Raw genomic sequence first — 22,925 nt, forward strand, 5'->3', positions numbered from 1 at the left:
GTGTTGAAAGTCGACACCCAAGTCGTTGCGCAGCGTACCGAAGACAAGGATGGCTACACGGCAGTGCAGCTCGGATTTGGTAGCGCCAAGGTCAAGAACGTGAGCAAGCCCATGCGCGGGCACTTCGCCGCTAATAAGGTGGAGCCGAAAGCCAAACTGGCTGAATTCCGCGTGGAGCCTGAAGGTCTTATCGAAGTGGGTGCAGAAATTTCTGCAGAACACTTTGTGGTTGGTCAGTACGTAGACGTTACTGGTACTTCCATCGGTAAAGGCTTTGCAGGGGGCATGAAACGTCACAATTTTGGCGGTCTTCGTGCTTCTCACGGTGTATCAATCTCTCACCGTTCACATGGTTCCACCGGTCAATGTCAGGACCCCGGCCGCGTCTTCAAAGGTAAGAAGATGGCGGGTCATATGGGTGCTGCGCGTGTGACTGTTCAGAATCTCGAAATCGTCGCCACAGATGGCGAGCGTGGTCTTATCATGGTTAAGGGCGGTTTGCCCGGTGCCAAGGGTGGTTACGTTCTGGTGAAAGACGCTGTCAAGCGTGTTGCGCCGGAAGGTTTGCCGTTCCCGGCAGCCATCAAGACTGCTGCTGTTGCGGATGCTCCGGCTGCTCAAGAAGCACCGGCTGCGGAAGCACCGGAAGCGACTGAGGAATAAGTGGCATGAAGTGCGACGTAATTAGTCTTGAAAATAAGAAAGTCGGCGATATCGAGCTGGACGATGCCATTTTTGGTGTTGAGCCGCGCGCTGACATTCTTCACCGTGTAGTAAACTGGCAATTGGCACGTCGCCAAACCGGTACTCACAAAGTTAAAACCCGTGGTGAATTGGCAATCGTCAAAACCAAACCGTTCAAGCAAAAGGGTACCGGTAACGCTCGTCAGGGCTTTAAAGGTGCAACCCAAATGCGTGGCGGTGCGACCGTTCATGGTCCGGTTGTGCGCTCTTATGCACATGACCTGAACAAGAAAGTTCGTAAACTCGGCCTGAAATGTGCGCTGTCTGCGAAAGCAGCTGGTGGTGCGTTGGTCGTTATTGACGAAGCCAAGCTGGATGCCCCGAAAACAAAAGAAGCGGTTGCTAAGCTGAAAGCTTTGGAATTGACTTCTGCACTGTTTATCGATGCAACCGATGTTGACGCCAACTTCCAGAACGCGATTGCCAATATTCCCGGCATCGACGCTCTGCCAAGTCAAGGCGCCAACGTTTACGACATCCTTCGCGCTGACAAATTGGTTCTGACCAAAGGTGCAGTCGAAAAATTGGTGGAGCGCTTGTCATGACAAAATATCTAGCAAGCAAAGTAACCGTTTCTTCTGAACGTAAGTTTGAATTACTGCGTTCTCCGGTTATCACCGAAAAGGCGACACTGTTGTCAGAACACAACCAGGTCACTTTCCGTGTACCGATGGATGCGAACAAAATTGAAGTTCGCAAAGCTATCGAGGAAGTGTTTGGTGTGAAGGTTACGGCGGTTAATACCATTATTACTAAAGGTAAAACCAAACGTTTCCGTGGCCGCGTTGGTCGTCGTTCCGATGTCAAAAAAGCAATCGTGACACTCGCCGAAGGTGAGTCTATCGATGTGACGACGGGGGTCTAAACCATGGCTTTGAAAAAATTCAAACCAACGACTCCGGGCCAGCGTAATCTGGTTCTGGTTGATCGTTCCGATCTTTACAAAGGCAAGCCGGTCAAAGGTCTGACCGAAGGTCTGCGTAAGACCGGTGGTCGTAACAACACTGGTCGCATTACCTCTCGCCGTATCGGTGGTGGTCACAAGCGTCGTTATCGTTTTATCGATTTCAAACGCAATGCGAAATTTGATGTTGCGGCAACAGTTGAGCGTCTTGAGTACGATCCTAACCGTACGGCCTTTATCGCTCTTATTCGCTACGAAGACGGCGAATTGTCTTACATTCTCGCTCCGCAACGCCTGCAAGTTGGCGACACTGTTGTGTCTGGTCAGCGCGTTGACGTAAAACCGGGTAATGCAATGCCTTTGGCAAACATTCCGGTTGGTACCATTATTCATAACGTCGAATTGAAGCCCGGTAAGGGTGGTCAGATCGCGCGTTCTGCCGGTACTTACGTTCAGCTCGTTGGTAAAGACCAAGGGTACGCTCAGCTTCGTCTCGGTTCAGGTGAAGTTCGCCTGGTCCGCGGTGAGTGTCTGGCAACAATCGGCGCTGTTTCCAACCCGGATCAACAGAACGTGAAACTTGGTAAAGCTGGCCGTAATCGCTGGCTCGGCAAGCGTCCGTCTGTCCGTGGTGTGGCAATGAACCCTGTCGATCACCCGCATGGTGGTGGTGAAGGTCGCACCTCTGGTGGCCGTCATCCGGTTACACCTTGGGGTAAACCGACTAAGGGTAAACGCACTCGTAGCAACAAGAAGACGGACGCGCTGATTATGCGCAGCCGTCATAAGAAATAGGAGGCCGGCTCGTGGCTCGTTCCGTATGGAAAGGACCGTTTGTTGACGGCTACCTTCTTGGTAAAGCTGAGAAGGCACGTGAGTCCGGTCGCAATGATGTCATTAAGACATGGTCGCGTCGTTCCACTATTTTGCCGCAATTCGTAGGCCTGACTTTCGGTGTCTACAACGGTAACAAATTTATCCCGGTATTGGTGACAGAAGACATGATTGGTCATAAGTTCGGTGAGTTCTCTCCGACTCGTACCTATTATGGTCACGCTGCCGATAAGAAAGCCAAGAGGAAGTAAGTTATGGGTAAGAAAAAGACAGAGCGTCGCCTTGCCGATAACGAAGCAATGGCTCGCGCCAAAATGATCCGTGTCAGCCCGCAAAAGCTGAACCTGGTCTGTGCTTCTATCCGTGGCAAGAATGCTTCTGCAGCGGTTGCTGAATTAGCATTTTCCAAGCGCCGTATCGCAAAAGATGTGAAAGCGGTTCTGGAATCTGCGATTGCCAATGCAGAAAACAATCACCAGCTTGACGTTGACAACCTGTTTGTCGCAGAAGCTTCTGTAGGTCGCGCTATGGTTATGAAACGCTGGAAAGCACGTGCTCGTGGCCGTGTTGGAAAGATTTTGAAACCGTGGAGCAACATGCGCATCATTCTGCGTGAACGTGAGGAGACAGCATAATGGGTCAGAAGGTAAACCCGATTGGTCTGCGCCTCGGGATCAACCGTACATGGGAATCTCGTTGGTACGCCGGTAAAAGCGATTATGCTGACAAGCTTCACCAGGATCTGGAACTGCGTGAGTTAATCAAAAAAGAACTCGCACAGGCAGGTGTTGCAAAGGTTGTCATCGAACGCCCGGCTAAACGCGCTCGCATTACAATTCACACGGCTCGTCCGGGTGTTGTAATCGGCAAAAAAGGCCAAGACATCGAGAAACTCCGTCAGCGTCTTTCTGTTATGACAGGCAATGACGTTCGTTTGAACATCGTGGAAATCCGCAAACCGGAACTGGACGCACAACTGGTTGCTGACTCTATTGCTCAGCAATTGGAACGTCGTGTTTCTTTCCGTCGTGCGATGAAACGTTCCGTTCAATCTGCCATGCGCCTCGGCGCACTCGGTATTCGTATCAACTGCTCCGGCCGTTTGGGTGGTGCTGAGATCGCGCGTACTGAATGGTATCGTGAAGGCCGCGTTCCGCTGCACACACTGCGTGCAAACGTTGATTACGGGACTTCTACCGGTCACACCACTTATGGTGCGTGCGGTGTGAAGGTCTGGATCTTCAAAGGCGAGATCATGGAACACGATCCGATGGCTGTTGAAAACCTTACTGCAGACGCACCGACAAGTGCGCGCTAAGGAGAGAGGTTAGTCATGTTATTGCCAAAACGTACAAAGTTCCGCAAGCAGCATAAAGGCCGTATTAAAGGCAATGCTAAAGGTGGTTCTTCTTTGAACTTTGGAGCTTACGGCTTGAAAGCTTTAACTCCCGAGCGTGTAACGTCCCGTCAAATCGAAGCTGCGCGTCGTGCCATGACCCGTCACATGAAACGTGCCGGTCGTGTCTGGATCCGTATCTTCCCTGACGTGCCTGTTTCCAAAAAACCTGCTGAAGTCCGTATGGGTAAAGGTAAAGGTTCACCGGAATTCTGGGCTTGTAAGGTAAAGCCGGGCCGTATCATGTTTGAAATCGATGGTGTACCGCACGAAGTAGCACGCCGCGCCATGGAATTGGCGGCTGCTAAATTGCCGGTCCGCACGCGCTTCGTAACCCGCTTGGGTGAAGGAGAATAAATATGAAGGCTGCAGAAATCCGCTCCAAAAGTTCTGACGAACTGAAGGATGAACTGCTGAAATTGCGTAAGGAAGCGTTTAATCTTCGCTTCCAGCAAGCTAGCGGTCAATTGGAAAACACAGCTCGAGTCCGTCAAGTGCGTCGCGAAATTGCGCGTATCAAGACGGTCATCGGCGAAAAAGCCTAAGGAGAAAGTGATGCCCAAACGTATCCTCCAAGGCGTTGTTGTTAGCGACAAGCAAGACAAGACTGTTGTGGTGAAAGTAGAACGACGCTTCAAGCACCCGCTCTACAAAAAATTCATCAAGCGCTCTAAAAAGTATGCCGCGCACGACGAGAACAATCAGTTCAAACTTGGTCAATTGGTGAAAATCATTGAAACCAAGCCTATTTCCAAGAACAAGTCTTGGGAAGTTGTTACTGAGGAAGCCTAAGCCTTTAGGCTTCCTCAATTTCGTGACATAAAGAAAAACTTGATAAGTCTTGACTGTTGATGCCTAAACGATTAGGTATCCTCACCTTGAGACATCAAGATTATTCTTGTGTGACTCAAAAGAGAGGAAGTCTAAGTGTTTTTAGACTTCCTTAATTTCGTGACCAGGATCTAGAAAAAGGAATATTCTATGATTCAGATGCAAACCAACTTGGATGTAGCGGATAACTCCGGTGCACGCCGAGTGCAGTGCATCAAGGTTCTCGGTGGCTCCAAGCGCCGTTGGGCTTCTGTAGGCGACGTTATCGTCGTTTCTGTAAAAGAAGCCATTCCGCGCGGTCGTGTGAAAAAAGGTGACGTGCATCGCGCCGTTATCGTTCGCACAGCCAAGGACATCCGTCGCCCTGATGGCTCTGCAATCCGTTTCGATAAAAATGCTGCTGTTTTGATTAACAAAAACGGCGAGCCGATCGGAACGCGTATCTTTGGCCCGGTTACTCGCGAACTTCGCGCTCGTAACTACATGAAAATCGTCTCCCTAGCTCCGGAGGTGCTTTAACATGGCAGCCAAGATTAAGAAGGGCGATAACGTCATCGTCCTGACCGGTAAAGACAAGGGCAAACAAGGCGAAGTCCTGAGTGTTCAACCTGATAATGCCAAAGCAGTTGTGCAAGGCATCAATCTGGTGAAACGCCACACGAAGCCGACCCAATTCCAAGCCGGTGGTATCGTTGAGAAAGAAGCTGCAATCGCACTTTCAAATATTGCAATCGTTGACCCGAAAGAAGGCAAAGCAACACGCGTTGGCTTCAAAATTCTGGAAGATGGCAAGAAAGTTCGCGTAGCCAAGCTTTCCGGCGAAGTCATTGATAGCTGAGGGATTGGATAGATGGCTCGTTTAAAAGAAGTATATAACACCACCATCCGTCAGGCGATGAAGGAAGAGTTCGGTTATGCAAGTGATATGCAGATCCCGAAACTTGAAAAAATCGTCATCAATATGGGTGTTGGTGAAGCTGCTCAGGATAAGAAAAAGATCGACGCAGCGGTAGCTGAACTGGAAGCAATTGCAGGTCAGAAAGCAGTCAAAACCATAGCGACTAAATCCATCGCCGGCTTCAAGCTGCGCGAAGGTCAAGTAGTTGGTGCAAAAGTTACGCTTCGTCGTAACCGTATGTTCGAATTCATGGATCGCTTGGTTAATATCGCTTTACCGCGTGTTCGTGACTTCCGTGGCCTGAACGGCAAATCTTTCGATGGTCGTGGCAACTATGCTATGGGTATCAAAGAACAAATCGTGTTCCCGGAAATCGACTACGATCAAATCGACGCGATCCGTGGGATGGACATCGTAATCTGCACAACGGCGGATAATGACGACGAAGCTCGCGCTTTGTTGGCTAAATTCGACATGCCGTTCGCGAAGTAACGATAGAAGGATATTTAGTTATGGCTAAAGCAAGTGCTATCGAGAAAAATAAGCGTCGCGAACGTAAAGTGGCGAAATTTGCACAAAAACGCGCAGAGTTGAAATCAATCATTATGAACCGCGACCTGCCGGGCGAAGAGCGTATGGATGCTCAGTTTAAACTGAACGCTATGCCGCGCGATGCGTCTAAAAGCCGCATTCGTCTGCGTTGTGAAGTAACTGGCCGCCCGCGTGGCAACTACCGTAAGTTTAAGATGTGCCGGATTAAATTCCGTGATCTTGCTTCTAATGGTAGCCTGCCGGGCGTGGTGAAATCTAGCTGGTAAGGAGATACGATCATGTCTATGTCAGATCCCTTAGGGGATATGCTGACCCGTATCCGTAACGGTCAACAAGCGAACAAAAGCGCGGTCTCTGCACCAGCGTCTAAACTTCGCGCGAACGTTTTGGATGTTTTGAAACGGGAAGGTTACATTCGTGGTTTTGAAAAAGTCACCGGCGCTGCTGGTTTCGACGAACTGCGTATCGAGCTGAAATACTATGATGGCAAGCCTGTCATCTCTCAAATCAAACGCGTGTCTACACCGGGTCGCCGTGTGTATTCTGGCGTTAATGGTTTGCCGAAAGTCTTTAATGGCTTGGGTATTTCTATTTTGACCACCCCGCGTGGCGTCATGTCAGATGCAGAAGCTCGTGAAGCCAATGTTGGCGGCGAGATCCTCTGCACCGTATTCTAAGGGAGCATACTATTATGTCACGTATTGGTAAGCACCCGGTAGAAGTCCCGTCCGGCGTTACCGTTACTATTAACGGTCAGGACGTTGTCGCCAAGGGTAAAAACGGTGAATTAACTTTCACTGTGATGGATGAAGTTGTTGTTTCTGAGGAAGAAGGCAAAGTTGTTGTCGCTCCGAAAAACGAAACTCGTCGCGCTCGTCAAATGTGGGCTACGGCTCGCACACGTATTAACAATCTGGTCATTGGTGTGAACGAAGGTTTCTCCAAATCATTGGAAATCACTGGCGTTGGTTATCGTGCCGCCGTTAAGGGTTCTAATCTGGAGTTGCAACTGGGTTTCTCACATGACGTAATCGTGCCGATTCCGTCTGACCTGCAGATTGCTTGCCCGTCTCAAACAGAGATTACGATCTCTGGTGCGGATAAACAAAAAGTTGGCCAAATTGCCGCTGAAATCCGCGCATTCCGTCCGCCGGAGCCTTACAAAGGCAAAGGTGTTCGCTACAAGGGTGAGTACATCCTTCGTAAGGAAGGGAAGAAGAAGTAATGTTGAATACAAGACAACTTCAGGAACGTCGCAAAAGCCGCGTTCGTTTCCAGATCCGCAAGCGCGCCGCCGGTCGCCCGCGTTTGTCGATTTTCCGTTCCAGCAAGCACATCTATGCGCAAATTATCGACGATACACAGGGTGTAACGTTGGTTGCCGCATCTTCCATTGAGAAAGATCTCAAAGGTAGCTTGAAAACTGGTGCTGACAAAGACGCTGCCGCTAAGGTTGGTGCTTTGGTTGGTGAGCGCGCTGTCGCTGCCGGTATCAAGGATGTCGTCTTCGACCGTGGTGGCTACCGCTATCATGGGCGTGTGAAAGCTTTGGCTGACGCAGCTCGTGAAGCTGGTCTGTCGTTCTAAAGGAAGAATGAGATATGGCACGTAATCCTAAAGAAAACTCTCGCGGTAAAGGCCGTGGCAAAGAGAAGGTACAGGAGCAAGACTCCGACCTGATCGATAAGCTCGTCGGCATTAACCGCGTCGCCAAGGTGGTCAAAGGTGGCCGTCGCTTCTCGTTTGCTGCTATGGTCGTTGTTGGTGACGGTCGTGGTCGTGTCGGTTTCGGCACGGGTAAGGCACGTGAAGTTCCGGAAGCCATCCGTAAGGCTACTGAACAAGCGAAACGTAACATGATTCGTATCCCGCTTCGCGAAGGTCGTACACTTCACCACGATGTGAAAGGTCACTTCGGCGCAGGTAAAGTTATCCTGCGTGCTGCACCGTCTGGTACTGGTATTATTGCCGGTGGTCCGATGCGTGCAGTGTTCGAAACAATGGGCGTACAAGACGTTGTTGCGAAGTCGATGGGTACTCAAAACCCGAACAACATGATTAAAGCTACTTTCGATGCGCTGCAGAATTCATTCTCTCCGCGTTCCATCGCTTCCAAGCGTGGTAAGAAAGTTGGTGAAATCGTGGCCCGTCGGGACTCAGGTGCGGCTGCTCAGGCTGCTGCAAAGGAGTAATGAGACATGGCTAAGAAAAATACCATTAAAGTGCAACAGGTCGGTAGCCCGATCGGTCGCAATAAAGATCAACGTGCTACGTTGGTTGGCCTTGGTTTGAACAAAATGAACCGTGTTTCCGAACTGGAAGATACTCCTTCTGTTCGCGGCATGATTTCTAAAGTTCAACATCTCGTGGAAATCGTTGAGTAGGGTGTGGTTTCACACCTTCCTCTTTTTCGAGAGTTTACGAGAAACTTTAAAGGATTTGAAACATGAAACTCAATGAGCTTCGTGACAATGACGGCGCAACAAAGTCTCGCATGCGTGTGGGCCGAGGGATCGGTTCCGGCAAAGGCAAGACTTCCACGCGTGGTCAAAAAGGTCAAAAAGCCCGCAACACAGTTGCTGTGGGTTTTGAAGGCGGTCAAATGCCGCTGTATCGCCGTTTGCCTAAGCGCGGCTTTAACAACATCTTCCGTACGGAATTCGCTGTTGTTAACGTCGGTCGCATTCAAAAGGCGATTGATGCAGGTAAAATCAAAGACGGTGACACTGTCACTGTTGAGGTTCTGAAGGCCGCTGGTCTTGTGAACCGTGTGAAGGACGGCGTTCGTCTCCTGAACAAAGGTGAGATTACCTCAAAAGTAACGGTTGAAGTCAATAGCGCTTCTGCTGGTGCAATCGCTGCTGTCGAAAAGGCAGGCGGTTCCGTCAGTGTTGACGCTGCTGAGTAAAACCGACTTCGATTTTCGGACCAAGTAAGTAAGTCCAGGGGACCGTTATGGCATCTGCCGCAGAACAATTAGCCGCTAACATGAGCTTCGGTTCTATTGCGAAAGCAGAAGAACTGAAAAAGCGTATCTGGTTCACGTTGGGGGCATTGATCGTTTATCGAATTGGCGCTTACATTCCTATTCCGGGTATCGATCCGGTTATTCTGCGTGATCTGTTCACGCAGAATGCCGGTGGCATTCTTGGGATGTTTGATATGTTCGCCGGTGGTGCGTTGGGTCGTATGACCATTTTCGCACTGAACATCATGCCTTATATCTCAGCTTCCATCATCATGCAGTTGGGCACGGCGGTTTCGCCAAGCCTGGAAGCCATGAAGAAGGAAGGCGAGTCAGGTCGCAAAAAGATTACGCAATACACCCGTTATCTGACGGTGTTGATCGCGTCCTTGCAAGCATACGGTATTGCCGTAGGTCTGGAAGGGATGAATTCCTCTGCTGGTTCAGCGGTTATAGATCCGGGGTATTTCTTCCGGGGAGCAACCGTTATCACGCTGGTTGGTGGTACTATCTTCTTGATGTGGCTGGGTGAGCAAATTACGGCTCGCGGGATTGGTAACGGCATTTCTTTGATCATCTTCGCAGGTATTGTGGCGAATTTACCAAGTGCTTTGGCGGGAACGCTGGAACTTGGTCGTACGGGGGCTCTATCCGTATTGTTCATCATCATACTGCTGGCGATGAGTGTTGGCGTGATCATGTTCATCGTGTTCATGGAACGCGCCCAACGCAAAGTCGTGATCCAATATCCCAAACGCCAACGTGGAAATAAGGTTTATGGGGGCGAGTCTTCCCATATGCCGCTTAAGATCAACACGTCTGGTGTGATCCCGCCCATTTTTGCCAGCTCTTTGCTGTTGCTGCCGACGACTGTTATTTCCATGACAGCCGGGCAGGGACCGGAATGGCTGCAAACTGTTGCCGCATGGCTTGGTCGCGGGCAGCCGTTATATATCAGTCTGTATCTTGGGTTGATTGTTTTCTTTGCTTTCTTCTATACCTCGGTTGTTTTCAACCCGGTAGAAACGGCGGAAAACCTGCGCAAGAACGGTGGGTATGTACCGGGTATTCGTCCGGGGAAAAATACGGCGGAATATTTGGATAAGATCACAAGTCGTTTGACAGTTATCGGTGCGGCATATTTGTCCGCTGTCTGTCTACTGCCTGAAATTCTAATTGCGGAATGGCAAGTTCCTTTCTATTTTGGTGGGACAAGCTTGTTGATCGTTGTAACGGTTACAATGGATACGGTAGGGCAAGTGCATTCGCATCTTCTCGCCCACCAGTATGAAGGTCTGATTAAGAAGTCAAAACTCAGGGGGAAAAGAGGATGAAACTTATCCTGTTAGGTGCACCAGGTGCTGGTAAAGGTACTCAAGCAAAACGTCTCGAAGAAGCTTATGGCATTGTTCAACTCTCCACCGGCGATATGCTGCGTGCGGAAGTGGCCAGTGGCAGCGAAATCGGACAAGAATTGAAAGCTGTTATGGAAGCAGGCAATCTCGTTACTGACGAATTGATTATTTCTATGATTTCCAGCCGCGTCGAACAGGATGATTGTCAAAAAGGTTACATCCTTGATGGTTTCCCGCGTACAACAGCACAAGCCGAAGCTTTGGATGCCATGTTGGCTGAAAAAGGTCAGAAGCTTGATGAAGTCATCGAAATGGTTGTCGATGAAGATGCGCTTGTTGAACGTATCACCGGTCGTTATACCTGTGCCAAATGTGGTCAAGGGTATCACGATAGTTTCCAGAAGCCTAAAGCTGAAGGTGTCTGTGATAAATGTGACGGGACAGAATTTACCCGTCGCGCCGATGATAATGAAGAAACCGTTCGTTCCCGTTTGGAATCTTATCGTGAACAAACAGCCCCGATTGCGTCTCACTATGGTGCAAAAGGGATGTTGAAGAAAGTCGATGGCATGGCTGACATCGATGAAGTTACCGCTCAGCTCAAGGCGATCTTGGGTTGATTTAATTGGAAAGGGGGCTTGACAGGAAGGATTTCCTTTCTATAATCCCGCCCCTCGGTTTCCGGTAAGTTTTTTACTTACCTTTAGTATTTTTTTGGTGTGAGGAGAACCGCTTTGGCGCGTATTGCAGGTGTAAACATCCCGACACAAAAACGTGTTGTGATTGCACTTACATATATTCACGGAATTGGCCCGGCGAAATCACAGGAGATCTGTGAGAAAGTAGGCATTCCGTTAGAGAAGCGTGTAAACGAATTAGCTGACGACGAAGTCGTTAAGATTCGTGAAACGATTGATGCAGACTACACGGTTGAAGGTGACCTTCGTCGTGAAGTTGCGATGAACATTAAACGTCTGTTGGACTTGAAAAGCTACCGCGGCTTGCGTCACCGGAAAGGTCTTCCGGTTCGTGGTCAACGTACCAAGTGTAACGCTCGCACCCGCAAAGGACCTGCGCGTCCTATCGCGGGTAAAAAGAAATAATTCAAGTAGGATAATTGAATTATGGCAAAAGCTAGTAGACAAAGTCCGCGTCGTCGTGAGCGTAAAAATATCGTTTCTGGTATTGCACACGTAAACGCAACGTTTAACAACACGATCATCACCATTGCCGATGCACAAGGTAATGCAATTTCTTGGTCTTCTGCTGGTGCACAAGGTTTTAAGGGCTCTCGTAAGTCCACACCTTATGCAGCACAGATGGCAGCCGAGGATGCTGGCAAAAAGGCGATGGAACACGGCATGAAGACCCTTGAAGTTCTGGTTAAAGGCCCGGGCTCTGGGCGTGAATCTGCACTGCGCGCTTTGAACGCAGTTGGTTTCACGATTACATCTATTAAAGATGTGACGCCGATTCCGCACAACGGTTGCCGTCCGCGCAAACGTCGTCGCGTATAATTCGCTTTTGAAAAGCGGGTTTTTCTCACAAATAACCGGTACCGGTTAAGGTATCGGTTATTTGCCGTGAACCCAGCTTTTTGGATTCGCGTATTTTTTTTTAATGCTTGTGTGAGGTCAGGGTTGTGATTCAAAAGAATTGGCAAGAACTCATTAAACCGTCCAAGCTTGAAGTGAAGTCTGGTGAAGATGATGGTCGTACGGCCGTTATCGTTGCTGAACCGCTTGAGCGTGGATTTGGTCTGACTCTTGGTAACGCTATTCGTCGTGTGTTGCTGTCGTCGCTGCAGGGTGCAGCTGTAACCGCAATTCAAATCGACGGCGTTTTGCACGAGTTTTCGTCTGTCGCGGGTGTCCGTGAAGACGTGACTGATATTGTTCTTAACGTTAAGAACATTGCTCTTCGTTGCGAAAGCGAAGGCGTGAAGAAAATGCATCTTCAGGCAACCGGTCCTGGTCCAGTGACCGCCGGTATGATCGAATGTCCGGCTGACATCTCTGTGATGGATCCAGATCTCGTGATTTGCCACCTTGATGCAGATGCCAAGCTGAATATCGAATTCACAGTTGATACGGGCAAGGGCTACGTTCCCGCTGTTCAAAACCGTCCGGAAGACTCTCCGATCGGTTTGATCCCTGTTGATGCGATCTTCTCTCCGGTGAAGAAAGTGTCATATAAAGTGGATAACACGCGTGTAGGCCGTGTAACCGACTATGATAAATTGTCTTTGACAGTGACCACAGACGGTTCCGTAACACCGGAAGATGCTGTTGCTTTGGCGGGTCGTATCCTGCAAGATCAACTGCAACTCTTCATCAACTTCGAAGAGCCGGAAGTGGCTCTGCCGGAGAAGAAAGAAGACGATCTTCCGTTCAACAAGAATTTGTTGCGCAAAGTGGACGAGCTGGAACTTTCCGTTCGTTCTGCCAACTGTCTCAAAAACGACAACATCATCTACATCGGCGATCTGGTTCAGAAAACCGAAGCAGAAATGTTGCGTACGCCGAACTTCGGTCGTAAGTCCCTCAACGAGATCAAAGAAGTTCTCGGTGGTATGGACTTGTCACTGGGGATGGACGTTGACGGCTGGCCGCCGGAAAATATCGAAGACCTGGCAAAACGTCTGGAAGATCCGTTCTGATCTTTTAGATAACCGTTGGGTTGTTTGGGGTCCTGTTGGTCCCGACTTTTCGTTCCCGCTCTTTTCTTGATTGATGGGAAAAGGGTGAGGCGAAAAGATTTACTTATCGCTCTTGCCTTGCAAGACGAACTCTGATGAAGGAGATACCGCTATGCGTCACCGTATGTCTGGTCGCAAATTAAACCGTACTAAATCACACCGCCGCGCTTTGTTTGCGAACATGGCGGTTGCTCTGATCACTCACGAGCAAATCAAAACAACTTTGCCGAAAGCAAAAGATCTTCGTTCCATTGCGGACAAAATGATCACTTTGGGCAAACGTGGTGATTTGCACGCACGTCGTCAGGCGATGGCTACTCTGCGCGACGAAGCAGCTGTTAAGAAGCTGTTCGACGTTCTTGGCCCGCGTTACAAAGAACGTAACGGTGGTTATACACGTGTTCTTAAAGCCGGCTTCCGTTTTGGCGATGCCGCTCCGATGGCTTTCATCGAGCTGGTTGAGCGCGACGTAGAAGCAAAAGGCGCAGCCGATAAGGCGCGTGTTGAAGCTGAACGCGAAGCAGAAGATGCTGCTGAAGACCTCGCTGTATAAGTGATCTTTTGCACCTTTAAAAAAGGCGGTTACCTTCGGGTAGCCGCCTTTTTTGTTTTAAATGGTTTGGAAGATCAGTCCCCAGACGGTCAGAAGCAAAAGAATAGAAAGCGTTTTGTTGATTACGCTGCGATACCGAGGCGTTGTGACTGTGGTGCGTGTGATAGCCCCCATAACGGCCCAAAACCCCATGCAGGGGCAGGTGACGATAAAGAATGTGAAGGCAAGGAGGGCTGCGTTTGTTTCTTTATCCAGTGCAGGAAATAAAAACAAGCTGCTGACGGTTAAGGCCATCATCCAGACCTTCGGGTTTATAATTTGCATGAATGCGCCATCTTTCCAGTTTGGCAGGTCTTGTGTGTGATGTTTAAAGTTTCCGTCAGATTTAAAAAGGCGCACAGCCATCCAACTTAACCATAGAGCCCCCGCAAATGTCATGCATGTTTGCAATAGGGGGTACTTCAACAAAATATGTGAAATGCCGAAAAAGGTAAAAAACAGAATAAGGGAAGCGGAGGCAGAGGAGGAGAAGACAAAAGGCAGGGTACGACGTAGCCCTGTTTGCATCCCGAGGCTGAAGGAAAGAATGTTGGTCGGCCCCGGCGTGATGGACGCTAAAATAGAAAAGGCGATAAAGCTGAAAAAATAAGAGATCATCTTTCAATCCTTTGAAATGATAATCTCGATTATGTTGTTTGTTTTGAAATTAGTCTGGAATGTCTGTGCAGTTTTTTGCATAGGCTGAAGGGGTTAATCGATAAGCCCGCTTAAACCAACGTCCCAAATGACTTTGATCGGCAAAGCAGAGACGATGGGCAACGTCGCTGGGGGCATGGCCTTGTGAAAGCAAAGTGCGTGCACGTGCCAGTCGTAGCTGGATCAAATAGGCATGTGGGGAGATGCCAAATGCGTTTTTAAAGGCCCGCGTGATCTGAAAACGGTCATAGCCAAAATCCAGTGCGATATCCTGAACCAGCATGTCGGTTTCGATATTCGCATTGATATACTCACGAATACGATAGGCCAGATAGTGTCCGTGTTTTGCATGTTCTTTTTGCCGCCAATTCATATGCCGCGTCAAGGTTTGCAGCATGGTATCCATACAGGCTTCCTGAACGATATCGGGATCATGCATATGTTTTGCGCGAAATGCATCGGATACAGCGCAGGCGAGAGGATGATCCTGTGATAGTGTACTGTTGAATGTGAGTTCAAATTTATCGGGCTTATCGCAAAAAATATCGGATATTTGGTCGTGTAACCATTTTTCCGGTATGTTTAGGGACCGATAAGTGAAGCCGCCTTCATAAGGGGCATGACCGTCATGAATTTCGCCCGGCTCAATTAAAAAACAGCCACCTTTAAGGGAATTATGTATTTTGTGACGGCAATTGAATTGCTGAATACCGCTTTCCGTTAAGCCGATGACATAGGTATCATGCAAGTGCGGGTCATAGGCATGGCCTTCAAAATGGGCATGCAGAGTTTCCACGCCCGTCCTATGGTCGTGTTGAAGATTAACCCAATCTGTGTTTTTTGTCGTAACCATACCTGCCATCTAAGCATACCGTGTACGATATTCTAGAAGATTTGTGCATTTTTTAAACTACCGTTTTTGTAAAACCTCTGACATTTTTTTTGAACTGATCTAAAAAAGAAAGGAAGATTAAAAATGGTCTTTGCCGTTTCTACGAATTTATACAAAGAAGCCGAAAGCTTGAGCGAATATTGGTCACCGCGCATTGTTGCGGAGGTCAATGATCAATATGTCAAAGTTGCGAAGGTCAAGGGGCAACTTGTATGGCACAGTCATGCCGATGAGGATGAACTTTTCTATATTCTGAAAGGGCATCTGAAAATTGAATATCGTGACCATGTGGTTGAACTTGTTGCTGGTGATGTTCATGTCGTGCCCAAAGGGGTTGAACATAATCCGGTGGCTGAGGAAGAATGCTGCCTCGCCTTGGTTGAGACAAAAACAGCGTTACATACAGGCGATGTCATCAGCGAGAAAAGCAAACCGATTGAAGATCAGTTAGAAGGATAGAAAGAGAGAAAGCCCAAAGTCGATAAATTTGCTCTAAAGCTTTTTACCGACTTTGGGTTTGGCCTTGCGCGTTCAAAGTGATAAGAACAAATCTAAGAAGAATTCCTGTTTTGATGATCTCAAAAAAGGAAACTTAGTCAGTTCACTGGGGACATGGGGTCTTATGTTTATCAGAATTTTCCTTATTGCGTTTTTAGTTGCAACATCTGCTCATGCCGAGATTAAAGAGGTTCCAACATCAAAAGTGCAAGTGCAGTTGTCCTACGCCCCTTTGGTGAAAGCTGCAGCCCCGGCTGTGGTGAATGTTTATACCTCTAAAACGGTGCGGACGCGCAATGTGTCGCCTTTATTCAATGACCCGTTCTTTCGCCGTTTTTTTGGCGATGCGTTTCGTAATGTTCCCAAAGGCGGGCAACAAAAGAAAGTGCAAAACTCGCTGGGGTCCGGTGTAATTGTCGAAGCTGGTGGCGTCATCATTACAAATCATCATGTCATTGAAGGCGCAGATGATATCAAAGTGGTGTTGAATGACCGGCGCGAATTTGAGGCAAAGGTTCTGGGCTCAGACGAACGCACTGACCTGGCTGTTTTAAAAGTGAATACAGAAGGGGCGATGTTGCCGACATTACCGTTGGGGGAAGCTGATAGCTTAGAAGTCGGGGATATCGTTCTTGCCATTGGTAATCCATTTGGCGTGGGACAGACCGTAACCAGCGGGATTGTTTCCGCATTGGCCCGCACACATGTTGGCATTACGGATTATAGTTTTTTCATTCAGACCGATGCGGCGATTAACCCCGGTAATTCCGGCGGGGCGCTTGTGGATATGAATGGCAAGCTGGTTGGCGTGAATTCGGCCATTTATTCAAAAGGTGGCGGGTCCAACGGGATCGGCTTTGCCATTCCGGTCAGTATGGTACGTTCTGTGCTTTCTGGTGTAAGCGAAACGGGCAAAGTTGTGCGTCCGTGGCTGGGGGCAAGTGGGCAGTCTTTGACGCAGGATTTAGCCTCTACCTTCAAACTTCCCCATCCAACAGGTGTTTTGATTGATACGATTTATCCCGGTGGTCCGGCAGACTTGGCAGGTCTGAAACGTAGCGATGTTATTTTGTCTATAGACGGTTATGAGATCGATGATCCGCAAGCCTTGCGTTTTCGCCTCGCAACCCGTCCATTGGGCAGTCAAACAACACTGGAAATTCTACGTCATGGTAAACGCATGAACCTGAAATTCGACATCTTGCCGCCACCGGAAACTCCCAAACGCGAAGAAACCCGTATTCAGGGGCGCAATCCTTTTACCGGCGCGGTTGTTGTCAATATGTCACCGGCGCTAAATGATGAATTGGGCTGGGACACAATGACCCGTGGTGTGGCCATTCTGAAATTGCGTCGGGGCAGTACATCCAATCGATTGGGCTTTCGTCCCGGGGATCAGATTGTTGGCTTGAACGGGCAGGACATCCAATCGGTTCAAGACCTCATGCGGGTGTTGGACAAGCTGGAAGGACGCGAAGGCAACTGGCTGGTCGGTATTATCCGCAATGGAAAACGCCAAGAGTTGAGATTTCGCGGATGAGTTCTCTTTTCGATGATCAAGCCCCAAGACCGCTTGCTGACAGATTGCGTCCCCAAACATTGGAAGATGTGATTGGTCAAGATCATCTTTTAAGTGAAGATGGCCCCCTTGGTCGTATGGTGCGTTCTGGCGGGCGTTTGACGTCTATGATCCTGTGGGGGCCGCCGGGGTGTGGTAAAACCACTGTGGCGCGCCTTTTGGCTGATAAGACAGATTTATATTTTGAACCGCTCTCTGCGATTTTTTCCGGCGTGGCGGATTTAAAAAAGGTTTTCAAAGATGCCAAGTCTCGCCATCAAGCCGGGCAGGGTACTTTGTTGTTTATTGACGAGATCCATCGTTTTAACCGTGCGCAACAAGATGGTTTTTTACCTTTTGTCGAAGATGGAACGGTTGTTCTGGTCGGGGCAACAACGGAAAATCCCTCGTTTGAATTGAATGCGGCCCTGATGTCGCGTTGTCGGGTCATGGTGTTGAAACGCCTGTCGGACGAGGCATTGGAAGGATTGCTAAGTCGTGCGGAAAGCGAACAAAAGCGTAAGTTACCGTTAAATGAGGACGCGCGCGCGGCCCTGCGCGCAATGGCCGATGGGGACGGACGCTATTTGTTGAATATGGTCGAAGCGGTGTTTGAACTGCCCGATGATCCTCTTTTGGATACAGATGGGCTGTTGAAGGTCGTGCAAAAACGTATGCCGATTTATGACAAATCCCAAGAAGGTCATTATAACCTGATTTCGGCTTTTCAAAAATCTTTGCGCGGTAGTGATGCCGATGCGGCCCTTTATTGGTTTGCGCGCATGCTGGATGGTGGGGAAGATCCGAAATATATTGCCCGACGTTTGTTGATTACCTCGGTTGAAGATGTTGGCACCGCAGACCCTAATGCCATGACACAAGCCTTGCAGGCGTGGGAAAGTTACGAACGCTTGGGCAGTCCGCAAGGCGAATATGCCTTGGCACAGGCGGTTATTTATGTGGCGACGGCACCGAAATCCAATGCGTCGTACACGGCTTATAAGGCGGCACGCGACATGGCACGCAAGACGGGGTCCATTATGCCACCTAAACATATTTTAAATGCCCCGACCAAGATGATGAAAGATATCGGGTATGGCGATGGTTATCAGTATGACCATGACGCTGAAGGTGGCTTTTCCGGTCAGGACTTCTTCCCCGAAGAAACCGGGCGTATGGAATTTTATCAGCCCAATGACCGTGGCTTTGAACGCGAACTCGCCAAGCGCCAAGCGTATTGGGCGAAACTACGGGCAGAGAAAAAGCGTTAAACCTCTTTTTTCATCAACTCTTTTAATTCTGCAATTTCGCTACGAAGGCTAACGATTTCGGTTTTCAGGCTTTCTGTGTCGGCGTGCATGTTGGCTTCAATCTCGTGGGCTTCGGCCTGATGTTGGGATTGCATGGCATCAACGATGACACCGATAAACAGGTTGATAACAGCAAAGCTGGTCACGAGGATGAAGGGAACGAAGAAAATCCACGCAAGGGGATGTTGTTCCATAACCGGGCGGACAATCCCCATTGACCAGCTTTCCAATGTCATGACCTGAAACAGGGTGTACATGGACGCCCCGATCGTGCCGAACCATTCTGTAAATGTTTCGGCATAGAAATTGGTGGTGAGAACGGCCGAAACGTAGAAAATCAAGGTAATCAGCCCGATAATGGAAAACATACCGGGAATTGCTGAAATGAGCGCCTGAATAACCGAGCGCATTTGCGGGACCATTGACATCAGGCGTAAGACCCGAAGAATACGGAAAGATCGCAAGACGGCCAGTGGGCCGGATGCCGGGATCAAGGCAATGGCGACGACCGCAAAATCAAACAGGTTCCAGCCGTTTTTGAAAAACGACCAGCCGCGCCCATAGAGTTTTAGGCCAATCTCGATGACGAAAATGCCCAAGGCCGCTTTATCCAAGAGATGCAGCAAGCTTCCAAATTGCGCCATGAGAGCATCGGAAGTTTCTAACCCTAATGTGATCGCATTCAGGATGATTACGCCTGTGATGAAATACTGAATTTTTGTGCTTTCAACCCAGTTCAAAAGACGCAAACGTGTGGACATGTCGGCTTTTCCAGTCATGTTGGTTTGATATAAGGCGTAAATTATCCGAAAAAATAAAATACGCAAGATGAACTGTAAGATAAAAAAACGCCCCGCAAAAGAAATCACGGGGCGCTCAAGTTGGGGCGAAGTGATCAATAGGCGCGATCTGGGATCGTCCATTGATAATCGGTTAAAAGTTTGCGCAACAGACAGGCCTTGTCTGTGGTCAGGTGTTCAAGCATGTCCGGGCATTCTTTGCTTTGATAGCCGCTTTTATACCCTGCGCGGATATGACAGTTTTGACAGTTGGTTGCGACGGGATGGATGACCAGTTCGATATAAGGGTTCATTGCAACCGGCATGTTAAAACCGGGTTTTGGTGTAATGTCGTAAGAGTCAACAAGATCGTAATGTCGCCACGGCCCCTTGGCTTTTAAATCCTTGGGTTTGTTTTGCGAATAAATGGTTTTATCTGGTTCCGGTGTCCACCAGACAGAATTCAAAGACCAACTTGGCACTTCTTTTGTATTGATATGCATGGAAATTGTGACCAGATAATCGCCTTCTTCAAAGGGTTGGTCGTAGGCCCAGTAACTTGCTGCATTTAAGATAGCTTTATCGCCATCATCAAAAGATTTCCAATCCTCTTTTGTAACTTGATGATAATAAAAATCCTTGATGTCATGGACCTTGCTGGTCTTGGTGATCGGCAATTGGGGAATGCGGTCTTTATCCAATCCGTCAAAGGTCACACCATAAAGGTATTTGGTCTGCACTTCCTGTCCGGCTTTTTTTCCTGTGGGATCAATGGCAATGGTTTTATTCCATAATTCATATCCGGCATATTTGGTGAAGTTGGGGCCATAGTCTTCTTTCCAGACCGGAAGAACACCCAGTTGACCTTTTTTGACCGGCCAATACATATGTTTTGTAACGATATGTTTTTTGGGCGCATCTAGCAGATGAAATCCTTTGGCTTCAAGATCAATAAGGGTGGATTTGCGGTTTAGTTTATTTTGTGTGATCCAGTCTGCCGCCTCTTTGCTGAAAGCTTCGTTGGCGATCATAATGTCACCGTTGGACTGAAAATGTTTTCCGTCCATGATGGTACAGTTGCCGTTTGAATCCAGATATGTCGCCTTGGGATAAGCTTTGATAACAGCCTCAGGAACGGGGTAGGCGGGCAATGTTAAATCATCCTGAATAATGTTTGCTTTGTTCAAGGCCATCAGTCCGTGGGCTTTATGGGCGGAAGCGGTTCCTGTGTTTTGTGCTTTTCCAACCGGGCAGGGTTTATATGTCGCATCGGGATTTTTATAAATACCTGTTGCGTTGGGCCAACTGTACCAAACGGGCCAGTTCATCCCCTTTGGTTCCTGCATGATCCCGGCCCATAAACGCCAGCCATGTTCGCGCAAAGGTGTTGTGTCCCCTTTTTCCACGGCATCGGACAGAACTTTACCGTCTTTTAGATAACCGTATCCGTCAGGAAAAGGGTGATATGTTGCGTCCGGTGATTTGGCATTGAGATCGGAAACGGCAAGCCCAAGCAACGCTGCGGTGAGGGAAAAGACGATTTTATGTTTTTTGAACATATTTGACCTACCAAAGAATGATTCTAAGATAGTTATGTTTACATAAAGTTGTTTTGTATTCAATTAATCTCTTAAAAGAATGCGAGTTATTATTCGCTTTAATTTTGCTGATTTTGTCGCTAAAGTCTGCGCTATGTCGATATCTACAGTCATATATGTCGCCGCAGGCGGGGCCGTTGGGGCCGTGGGCCGTTTTCTGGTTGTCTCGTTGGTGGGCAGTTGGGCGCACGCCGCAGGCAGCAGTTTTCCGTTTGGCACAATGGTTGTTAACGTGCTGGGGTCTTTCATTCTAGGGGCCTTGGTTGAACTGAGCGCTCTTGCCTGGTCACCCAGTCCGGATGTACGTGCGATGATCGTTGTCGGCATGCTGGGTGCCTTTACAACCTTTTCTACTTTTTCGCTGGACGTGGTCACATTGATGACGCGGGGTGCGTGGGGGCAGGTGGCGCTTTATATGGGGATATCTGTTGCATTGTCGATCGTTGCGCTCTATATGGGCATGCAAACGATGAAAGCCCTTATCACTTAATTAGTATTATCAAGATTGGATGAGTCCTATGTCCGGTGTGAAAAATATCACCGTTGCGGCCGACGATGACGATATTCGTCTGGATCGTTGGTTTAAACGTCATTTCCCTGAACTGCCTTATGGTCGTTTGGAAAAGCTGTTGCGCAAAGGGCAAATCCGACTGGATGGAAAACGCGTAAAAGCCAATCAGCGCATTGAAAAAGGCCAAGTGGTTCGTGTTCCTCCGTTTGGTGACACCGCAAGCTTAAAACCGGTTGAACCCAAGGCGCATATTCATTTGACGCAAGATGAAATCGACGAAGTGCGCTCATGGGTGCTTTATCGCGATGATGAAGTGATTGTCATTAACAAACCGGCCGGTCTGCCGACACAGGGTGGAACGGGCATTAAACGTCACCTTGACGGGTTATTGCATGCGTTGCAGTTTGATAAAAAAGACAAGCCACGCCTGTGCCATCGCCTAGATAAGGATACATCCGGTGTTCTTGTGTTGGCGCGTAGTGCCACAGCGGCTGGTTCCCTAACCAAGGCGTTTAAATCAAAAGATGCCCGTAAACTTTATTGGGCCTTGACTGTCAAGGTGCCCAATCCGCGCGACGGAAAAGTCTTTCAACCGATCGCAAAGCACCCTTCATGGCGTGGGGAACGCATGGTGATTGATGTGGATGAAGGTCAGGATGCCCGCACACTGTATCGTACCATTGAAAGTACAGGCAATGTGGCGGCATGGGTGGCGATGGAACCCCGCACCGGGCGAACACACCAGTTGCGCGTCCATTGTGCTTATCTGAAAACGCCGATTCAAGGTGACGGTAAATATGGGGGCGAAGATGCCTATTTGACGGGGGAAGGAGTTAGCAAGAAAATGCACCTTCATGCCCGCCGGATACAAATCCCCTCACCAGATGGTGTGGGTGTTATTGATGTGTTTGCGCCGCTCCCGGATCATATGAAACGGTCATGGGATTTCTTCGGGTTTGATGAACAGAATGAAGAGGCCGACGAGCTTTTTGATCTGAGCAAGAAAGTAACCGCGACTTATAAACATCACGACTGATTGTGCGGCTATAGGGTTCTTTCCTGAATAAAACCGGGGGCGACTGTTTCGTCGCAAGGGGTGACAATCACGTCATCAACCTTTGCAGCAGGTGGTCCCTTGCGGCAAAGTTCGATCAGTTTTGTGAGCTTGTCTTCTTCACCGTGAATAAGCGCTTCAACGGAGCCATCCATTCGGTTACGGACCCAGCCATCGATATCCAAGGTCAATGCGGTTTCGCGTGTCCATGCCCGATACCAGACACCTTGTACACGTCCTGTGATCTTAAGATGATATGTCTTTGTCATAAAGAAAACCTCGGGTCCAAAATCTTATTC

Annotated in this window: 36 protein-coding genes; 31 read left to right on the forward strand and 5 right to left on the reverse strand. The window is 48.8% G+C overall.

The annotated features are described in order from the left end of the window. The 26 genes from rplC to rplQ form a co-directional block, all read left to right on the forward strand. Positions 1-663: 50S ribosomal protein L3 (gene rplC, locus ACN0VA_RS07775; protein WP_417820607.1), on the forward strand; the 663-nt coding region annotated here is incomplete at its 5' end. A 5-nt stretch (positions 664-668) separates the two neighbouring features. Beyond that, positions 669-1,289: a 50S ribosomal protein L4 gene (rplD, locus tag ACN0VA_RS07780; protein ID WP_188666742.1), complete on the forward strand. Its 621-nt coding sequence runs from the start codon at positions 669-671 to the stop codon at positions 1,287-1,289. Next, positions 1,286-1,609, forward strand: coding sequence for a 50S ribosomal protein L23 (locus tag ACN0VA_RS07785; protein WP_188666744.1), 324 nt, complete (start codon positions 1,286-1,288; stop codon positions 1,607-1,609). The genes rplD and ACN0VA_RS07785 overlap by 4 nt, the downstream gene beginning before the upstream one ends. 3 nt (positions 1,610-1,612) lie before the next feature. Next, positions 1,613-2,443, forward strand: coding sequence for a 50S ribosomal protein L2 (rplB, locus tag ACN0VA_RS07790; protein ID WP_417820608.1), 831 nt, complete (start codon positions 1,613-1,615; stop codon positions 2,441-2,443). 11 nt (positions 2,444-2,454) lie between these two features. After that, on the forward strand, positions 2,455-2,733 hold the full coding sequence (rpsS, locus tag ACN0VA_RS07795) for a 30S ribosomal protein S19 (RefSeq protein ID WP_188666749.1): 279 nt from the start codon (positions 2,455-2,457) through the stop codon (positions 2,731-2,733). A gap of 3 nt (positions 2,734-2,736) precedes the next feature. Beyond that, positions 2,737-3,117, forward strand: a complete 381-nt coding sequence (gene rplV, locus ACN0VA_RS07800; protein ID WP_188666751.1) for a 50S ribosomal protein L22 — start codon at positions 2,737-2,739, stop codon at positions 3,115-3,117. Next, positions 3,117-3,800, forward strand: coding sequence for a 30S ribosomal protein S3 (gene rpsC / locus ACN0VA_RS07805; RefSeq protein ID WP_188666753.1), 684 nt, complete (start codon positions 3,117-3,119; stop codon positions 3,798-3,800). The genes rplV and rpsC overlap by 1 nt, the downstream gene beginning before the upstream one ends. Before the next feature lie 15 nt (positions 3,801-3,815). Beyond that, positions 3,816-4,235 carry a 50S ribosomal protein L16 gene (rplP, locus tag ACN0VA_RS07810; protein WP_188666755.1) on the forward strand — a complete coding sequence of 140 codons (420 nt, stop codon included), beginning with the start codon at positions 3,816-3,818 and terminating at the stop codon, positions 4,233-4,235. Between the two features lie 2 nt (positions 4,236-4,237). Beyond that, complete coding sequence (gene rpmC / locus ACN0VA_RS07815) at positions 4,238-4,423, forward strand: 50S ribosomal protein L29 (RefSeq protein WP_188666757.1); 186 nt, start codon at positions 4,238-4,240, stop codon at positions 4,421-4,423. 10 nt (positions 4,424-4,433) lie between these two features. Beyond that, the gene (rpsQ, locus tag ACN0VA_RS07820) at positions 4,434-4,670 is read left to right on the forward strand and encodes a 30S ribosomal protein S17 (RefSeq protein WP_188666758.1); all 237 of its coding nucleotides are present in this window, start codon (positions 4,434-4,436) and stop codon (positions 4,668-4,670) included. 189 nt (positions 4,671-4,859) lie between these two features. Next, positions 4,860-5,228, forward strand: a complete 369-nt coding sequence (gene rplN / locus ACN0VA_RS07825; RefSeq protein ID WP_188666759.1) for a 50S ribosomal protein L14 — start codon at positions 4,860-4,862, stop codon at positions 5,226-5,228. Between the two features lies 1 nt (position 5,229). Further along, a complete protein-coding gene (rplX, locus tag ACN0VA_RS07830; protein WP_417820609.1) occupies positions 5,230-5,547 on the forward strand; it encodes a 50S ribosomal protein L24 in 318 nt (105 codons plus the stop codon). A gap of 12 nt (positions 5,548-5,559) precedes the next feature. Then, positions 5,560-6,099: a 50S ribosomal protein L5 gene (gene rplE, locus ACN0VA_RS07835; RefSeq protein ID WP_417820610.1), complete on the forward strand. Its 540-nt coding sequence runs from the start codon at positions 5,560-5,562 to the stop codon at positions 6,097-6,099. 20 nt (positions 6,100-6,119) lie between these two features. Then, positions 6,120-6,425: a 30S ribosomal protein S14 gene (rpsN, locus tag ACN0VA_RS07840; RefSeq protein WP_417820611.1), complete on the forward strand. Its 306-nt coding sequence runs from the start codon at positions 6,120-6,122 to the stop codon at positions 6,423-6,425. Positions 6,426-6,437: 12 nt separating this feature from the next. Beyond that, positions 6,438-6,836 (forward strand): 30S ribosomal protein S8, encoded by a 399-nt coding sequence (gene rpsH / locus ACN0VA_RS07845; protein WP_417820612.1) that lies wholly within the window; start codon positions 6,438-6,440, stop codon positions 6,834-6,836. A gap of 14 nt (positions 6,837-6,850) precedes the next feature. Further along, positions 6,851-7,384 carry a 50S ribosomal protein L6 gene (rplF, locus tag ACN0VA_RS07850; RefSeq protein ID WP_417820613.1) on the forward strand — a complete coding sequence of 178 codons (534 nt, stop codon included), beginning with the start codon at positions 6,851-6,853 and terminating at the stop codon, positions 7,382-7,384. Next, positions 7,384-7,746 (forward strand): 50S ribosomal protein L18, encoded by a 363-nt coding sequence (gene rplR / locus ACN0VA_RS07855; protein WP_417820614.1) that lies wholly within the window; start codon positions 7,384-7,386, stop codon positions 7,744-7,746. The genes rplF and rplR overlap by 1 nt, the downstream gene beginning before the upstream one ends. A 14-nt stretch (positions 7,747-7,760) precedes the next feature. After that, on the forward strand, positions 7,761-8,351 hold the full coding sequence (gene rpsE / locus ACN0VA_RS07860; protein ID WP_188666771.1) for a 30S ribosomal protein S5: 591 nt from the start codon (positions 7,761-7,763) through the stop codon (positions 8,349-8,351). Positions 8,352-8,357: 6 nt separating this feature from the next. Continuing rightward, on the forward strand, positions 8,358-8,543 hold the full coding sequence (rpmD, locus tag ACN0VA_RS07865; RefSeq protein ID WP_417820615.1) for a 50S ribosomal protein L30: 186 nt from the start codon (positions 8,358-8,360) through the stop codon (positions 8,541-8,543). Between the two features lie 62 nt (positions 8,544-8,605). Continuing rightward, entirely contained in the window at positions 8,606-9,067 is a 462-nt protein-coding gene (gene rplO / locus ACN0VA_RS07870) for a 50S ribosomal protein L15 (RefSeq protein WP_188666776.1), read from the forward strand. 47 nt (positions 9,068-9,114) lie between these two features. Continuing rightward, complete coding sequence (gene secY, locus ACN0VA_RS07875) at positions 9,115-10,458, forward strand: preprotein translocase subunit SecY (RefSeq protein ID WP_417820616.1); 1,344 nt, start codon at positions 9,115-9,117, stop codon at positions 10,456-10,458. Then, the gene (locus ACN0VA_RS07880) at positions 10,455-11,099 is read left to right on the forward strand and encodes an adenylate kinase (protein ID WP_417820617.1); all 645 of its coding nucleotides are present in this window, start codon (positions 10,455-10,457) and stop codon (positions 11,097-11,099) included. Before secY ends, ACN0VA_RS07880 begins: the two co-directional genes overlap by 4 nt. Before the next feature lie 114 nt (positions 11,100-11,213). Further along, complete coding sequence (rpsM, locus tag ACN0VA_RS07885) at positions 11,214-11,582, forward strand: 30S ribosomal protein S13 (protein ID WP_188666783.1); 369 nt, start codon at positions 11,214-11,216, stop codon at positions 11,580-11,582. A 21-nt stretch (positions 11,583-11,603) separates the two neighbouring features. After that, entirely contained in the window at positions 11,604-11,996 is a 393-nt protein-coding gene (gene rpsK / locus ACN0VA_RS07890; protein ID WP_188666785.1) for a 30S ribosomal protein S11, read from the forward strand. Positions 11,997-12,121: 125 nt separating this feature from the next. Further along, the gene (locus ACN0VA_RS07895; protein WP_188666787.1) at positions 12,122-13,138 is read left to right on the forward strand and encodes a DNA-directed RNA polymerase subunit alpha; all 1,017 of its coding nucleotides are present in this window, start codon (positions 12,122-12,124) and stop codon (positions 13,136-13,138) included. Between the two features lie 151 nt (positions 13,139-13,289). Then, a complete protein-coding gene (gene rplQ, locus ACN0VA_RS07900) occupies positions 13,290-13,730 on the forward strand; it encodes a 50S ribosomal protein L17 (RefSeq protein WP_229734386.1) in 441 nt (146 codons plus the stop codon). Between the two features lie 57 nt (positions 13,731-13,787). Here the strand turns inward: rplQ and ACN0VA_RS07905 are convergent, their stop codons facing one another. Both ACN0VA_RS07905 and ACN0VA_RS07910 read right to left on the reverse strand, forming a co-directional pair. Continuing rightward, entirely contained in the window at positions 13,788-14,387 is a 600-nt protein-coding gene (locus ACN0VA_RS07905; RefSeq protein ID WP_417820618.1) for a LysE family translocator, read from the reverse strand. Positions 14,388-14,436: 49 nt separating this feature from the next. After that, positions 14,437-15,288 (reverse strand): AraC family ligand binding domain-containing protein, encoded by an 852-nt coding sequence (locus ACN0VA_RS07910; RefSeq protein ID WP_417820619.1) that lies wholly within the window; start codon positions 15,286-15,288, stop codon positions 14,437-14,439. A gap of 114 nt (positions 15,289-15,402) precedes the next feature. On the opposite strand from ACN0VA_RS07910, the gene ACN0VA_RS07915 reads away from it, so the two are divergent. The 3 genes from ACN0VA_RS07915 to ACN0VA_RS07925 all read left to right on the forward strand — a co-directional run bounded on the left by ACN0VA_RS07915 (position 15,403) and on the right by ACN0VA_RS07925 (position 18,645). After that, positions 15,403-15,777 (forward strand): cupin domain-containing protein, encoded by a 375-nt coding sequence (locus ACN0VA_RS07915; protein ID WP_417820620.1) that lies wholly within the window; start codon positions 15,403-15,405, stop codon positions 15,775-15,777. A 163-nt stretch (positions 15,778-15,940) separates the two neighbouring features. Continuing rightward, positions 15,941-17,356, forward strand: a complete 1,416-nt coding sequence (locus ACN0VA_RS07920; protein WP_417820621.1) for a DegQ family serine endoprotease — start codon at positions 15,941-15,943, stop codon at positions 17,354-17,356. Further along, positions 17,353-18,645: a replication-associated recombination protein A gene (locus ACN0VA_RS07925; protein WP_417820622.1), complete on the forward strand. Its 1,293-nt coding sequence runs from the start codon at positions 17,353-17,355 to the stop codon at positions 18,643-18,645. Before ACN0VA_RS07920 ends, ACN0VA_RS07925 begins: the two co-directional genes overlap by 4 nt. On the opposite strand, the gene ACN0VA_RS07930 is transcribed toward ACN0VA_RS07925, so the two are convergent. Next, on the reverse strand, positions 18,642-19,445 hold the full coding sequence (locus ACN0VA_RS07930) for an ion transporter (RefSeq protein WP_417820623.1): 804 nt from the start codon (positions 19,443-19,445) through the stop codon (positions 18,642-18,644). The two genes, ACN0VA_RS07925 and ACN0VA_RS07930, sit on opposite strands and share 4 nt — an antisense overlap. Before the next feature lie 134 nt (positions 19,446-19,579). Beyond that, on the reverse strand, positions 19,580-21,022 hold the full coding sequence (locus ACN0VA_RS07935; RefSeq protein ID WP_417820624.1) for a hypothetical protein: 1,443 nt from the start codon (positions 21,020-21,022) through the stop codon (positions 19,580-19,582). A gap of 133 nt (positions 21,023-21,155) precedes the next feature. Between ACN0VA_RS07935 and crcB the strand changes: the two genes are divergently transcribed. Both crcB and ACN0VA_RS07945 read left to right on the forward strand, forming a co-directional pair. After that, positions 21,156-21,551: a fluoride efflux transporter CrcB gene (crcB, locus tag ACN0VA_RS07940; protein WP_417820625.1), complete on the forward strand. Its 396-nt coding sequence runs from the start codon at positions 21,156-21,158 to the stop codon at positions 21,549-21,551. A gap of 28 nt (positions 21,552-21,579) precedes the next feature. Continuing rightward, positions 21,580-22,608, forward strand: coding sequence for an RluA family pseudouridine synthase (locus ACN0VA_RS07945; protein WP_417820626.1), 1,029 nt, complete (start codon positions 21,580-21,582; stop codon positions 22,606-22,608). Between the two features lie 8 nt (positions 22,609-22,616). Here ACN0VA_RS07945 and ACN0VA_RS07950 read toward each other — a convergent pair whose 3' ends face one another. Beyond that, the gene (locus tag ACN0VA_RS07950; RefSeq protein WP_417820627.1) at positions 22,617-22,895 is read right to left on the reverse strand and encodes an acylphosphatase; all 279 of its coding nucleotides are present in this window, start codon (positions 22,893-22,895) and stop codon (positions 22,617-22,619) included. Positions 22,896-22,925 lie beyond the last annotated feature (30 nt).

The organism is Terasakiella sp., assembly GCF_048267425.1.
Lineage (GTDB): Bacteria > Pseudomonadota > Alphaproteobacteria > Rhodospirillales > Terasakiellaceae > Terasakiella.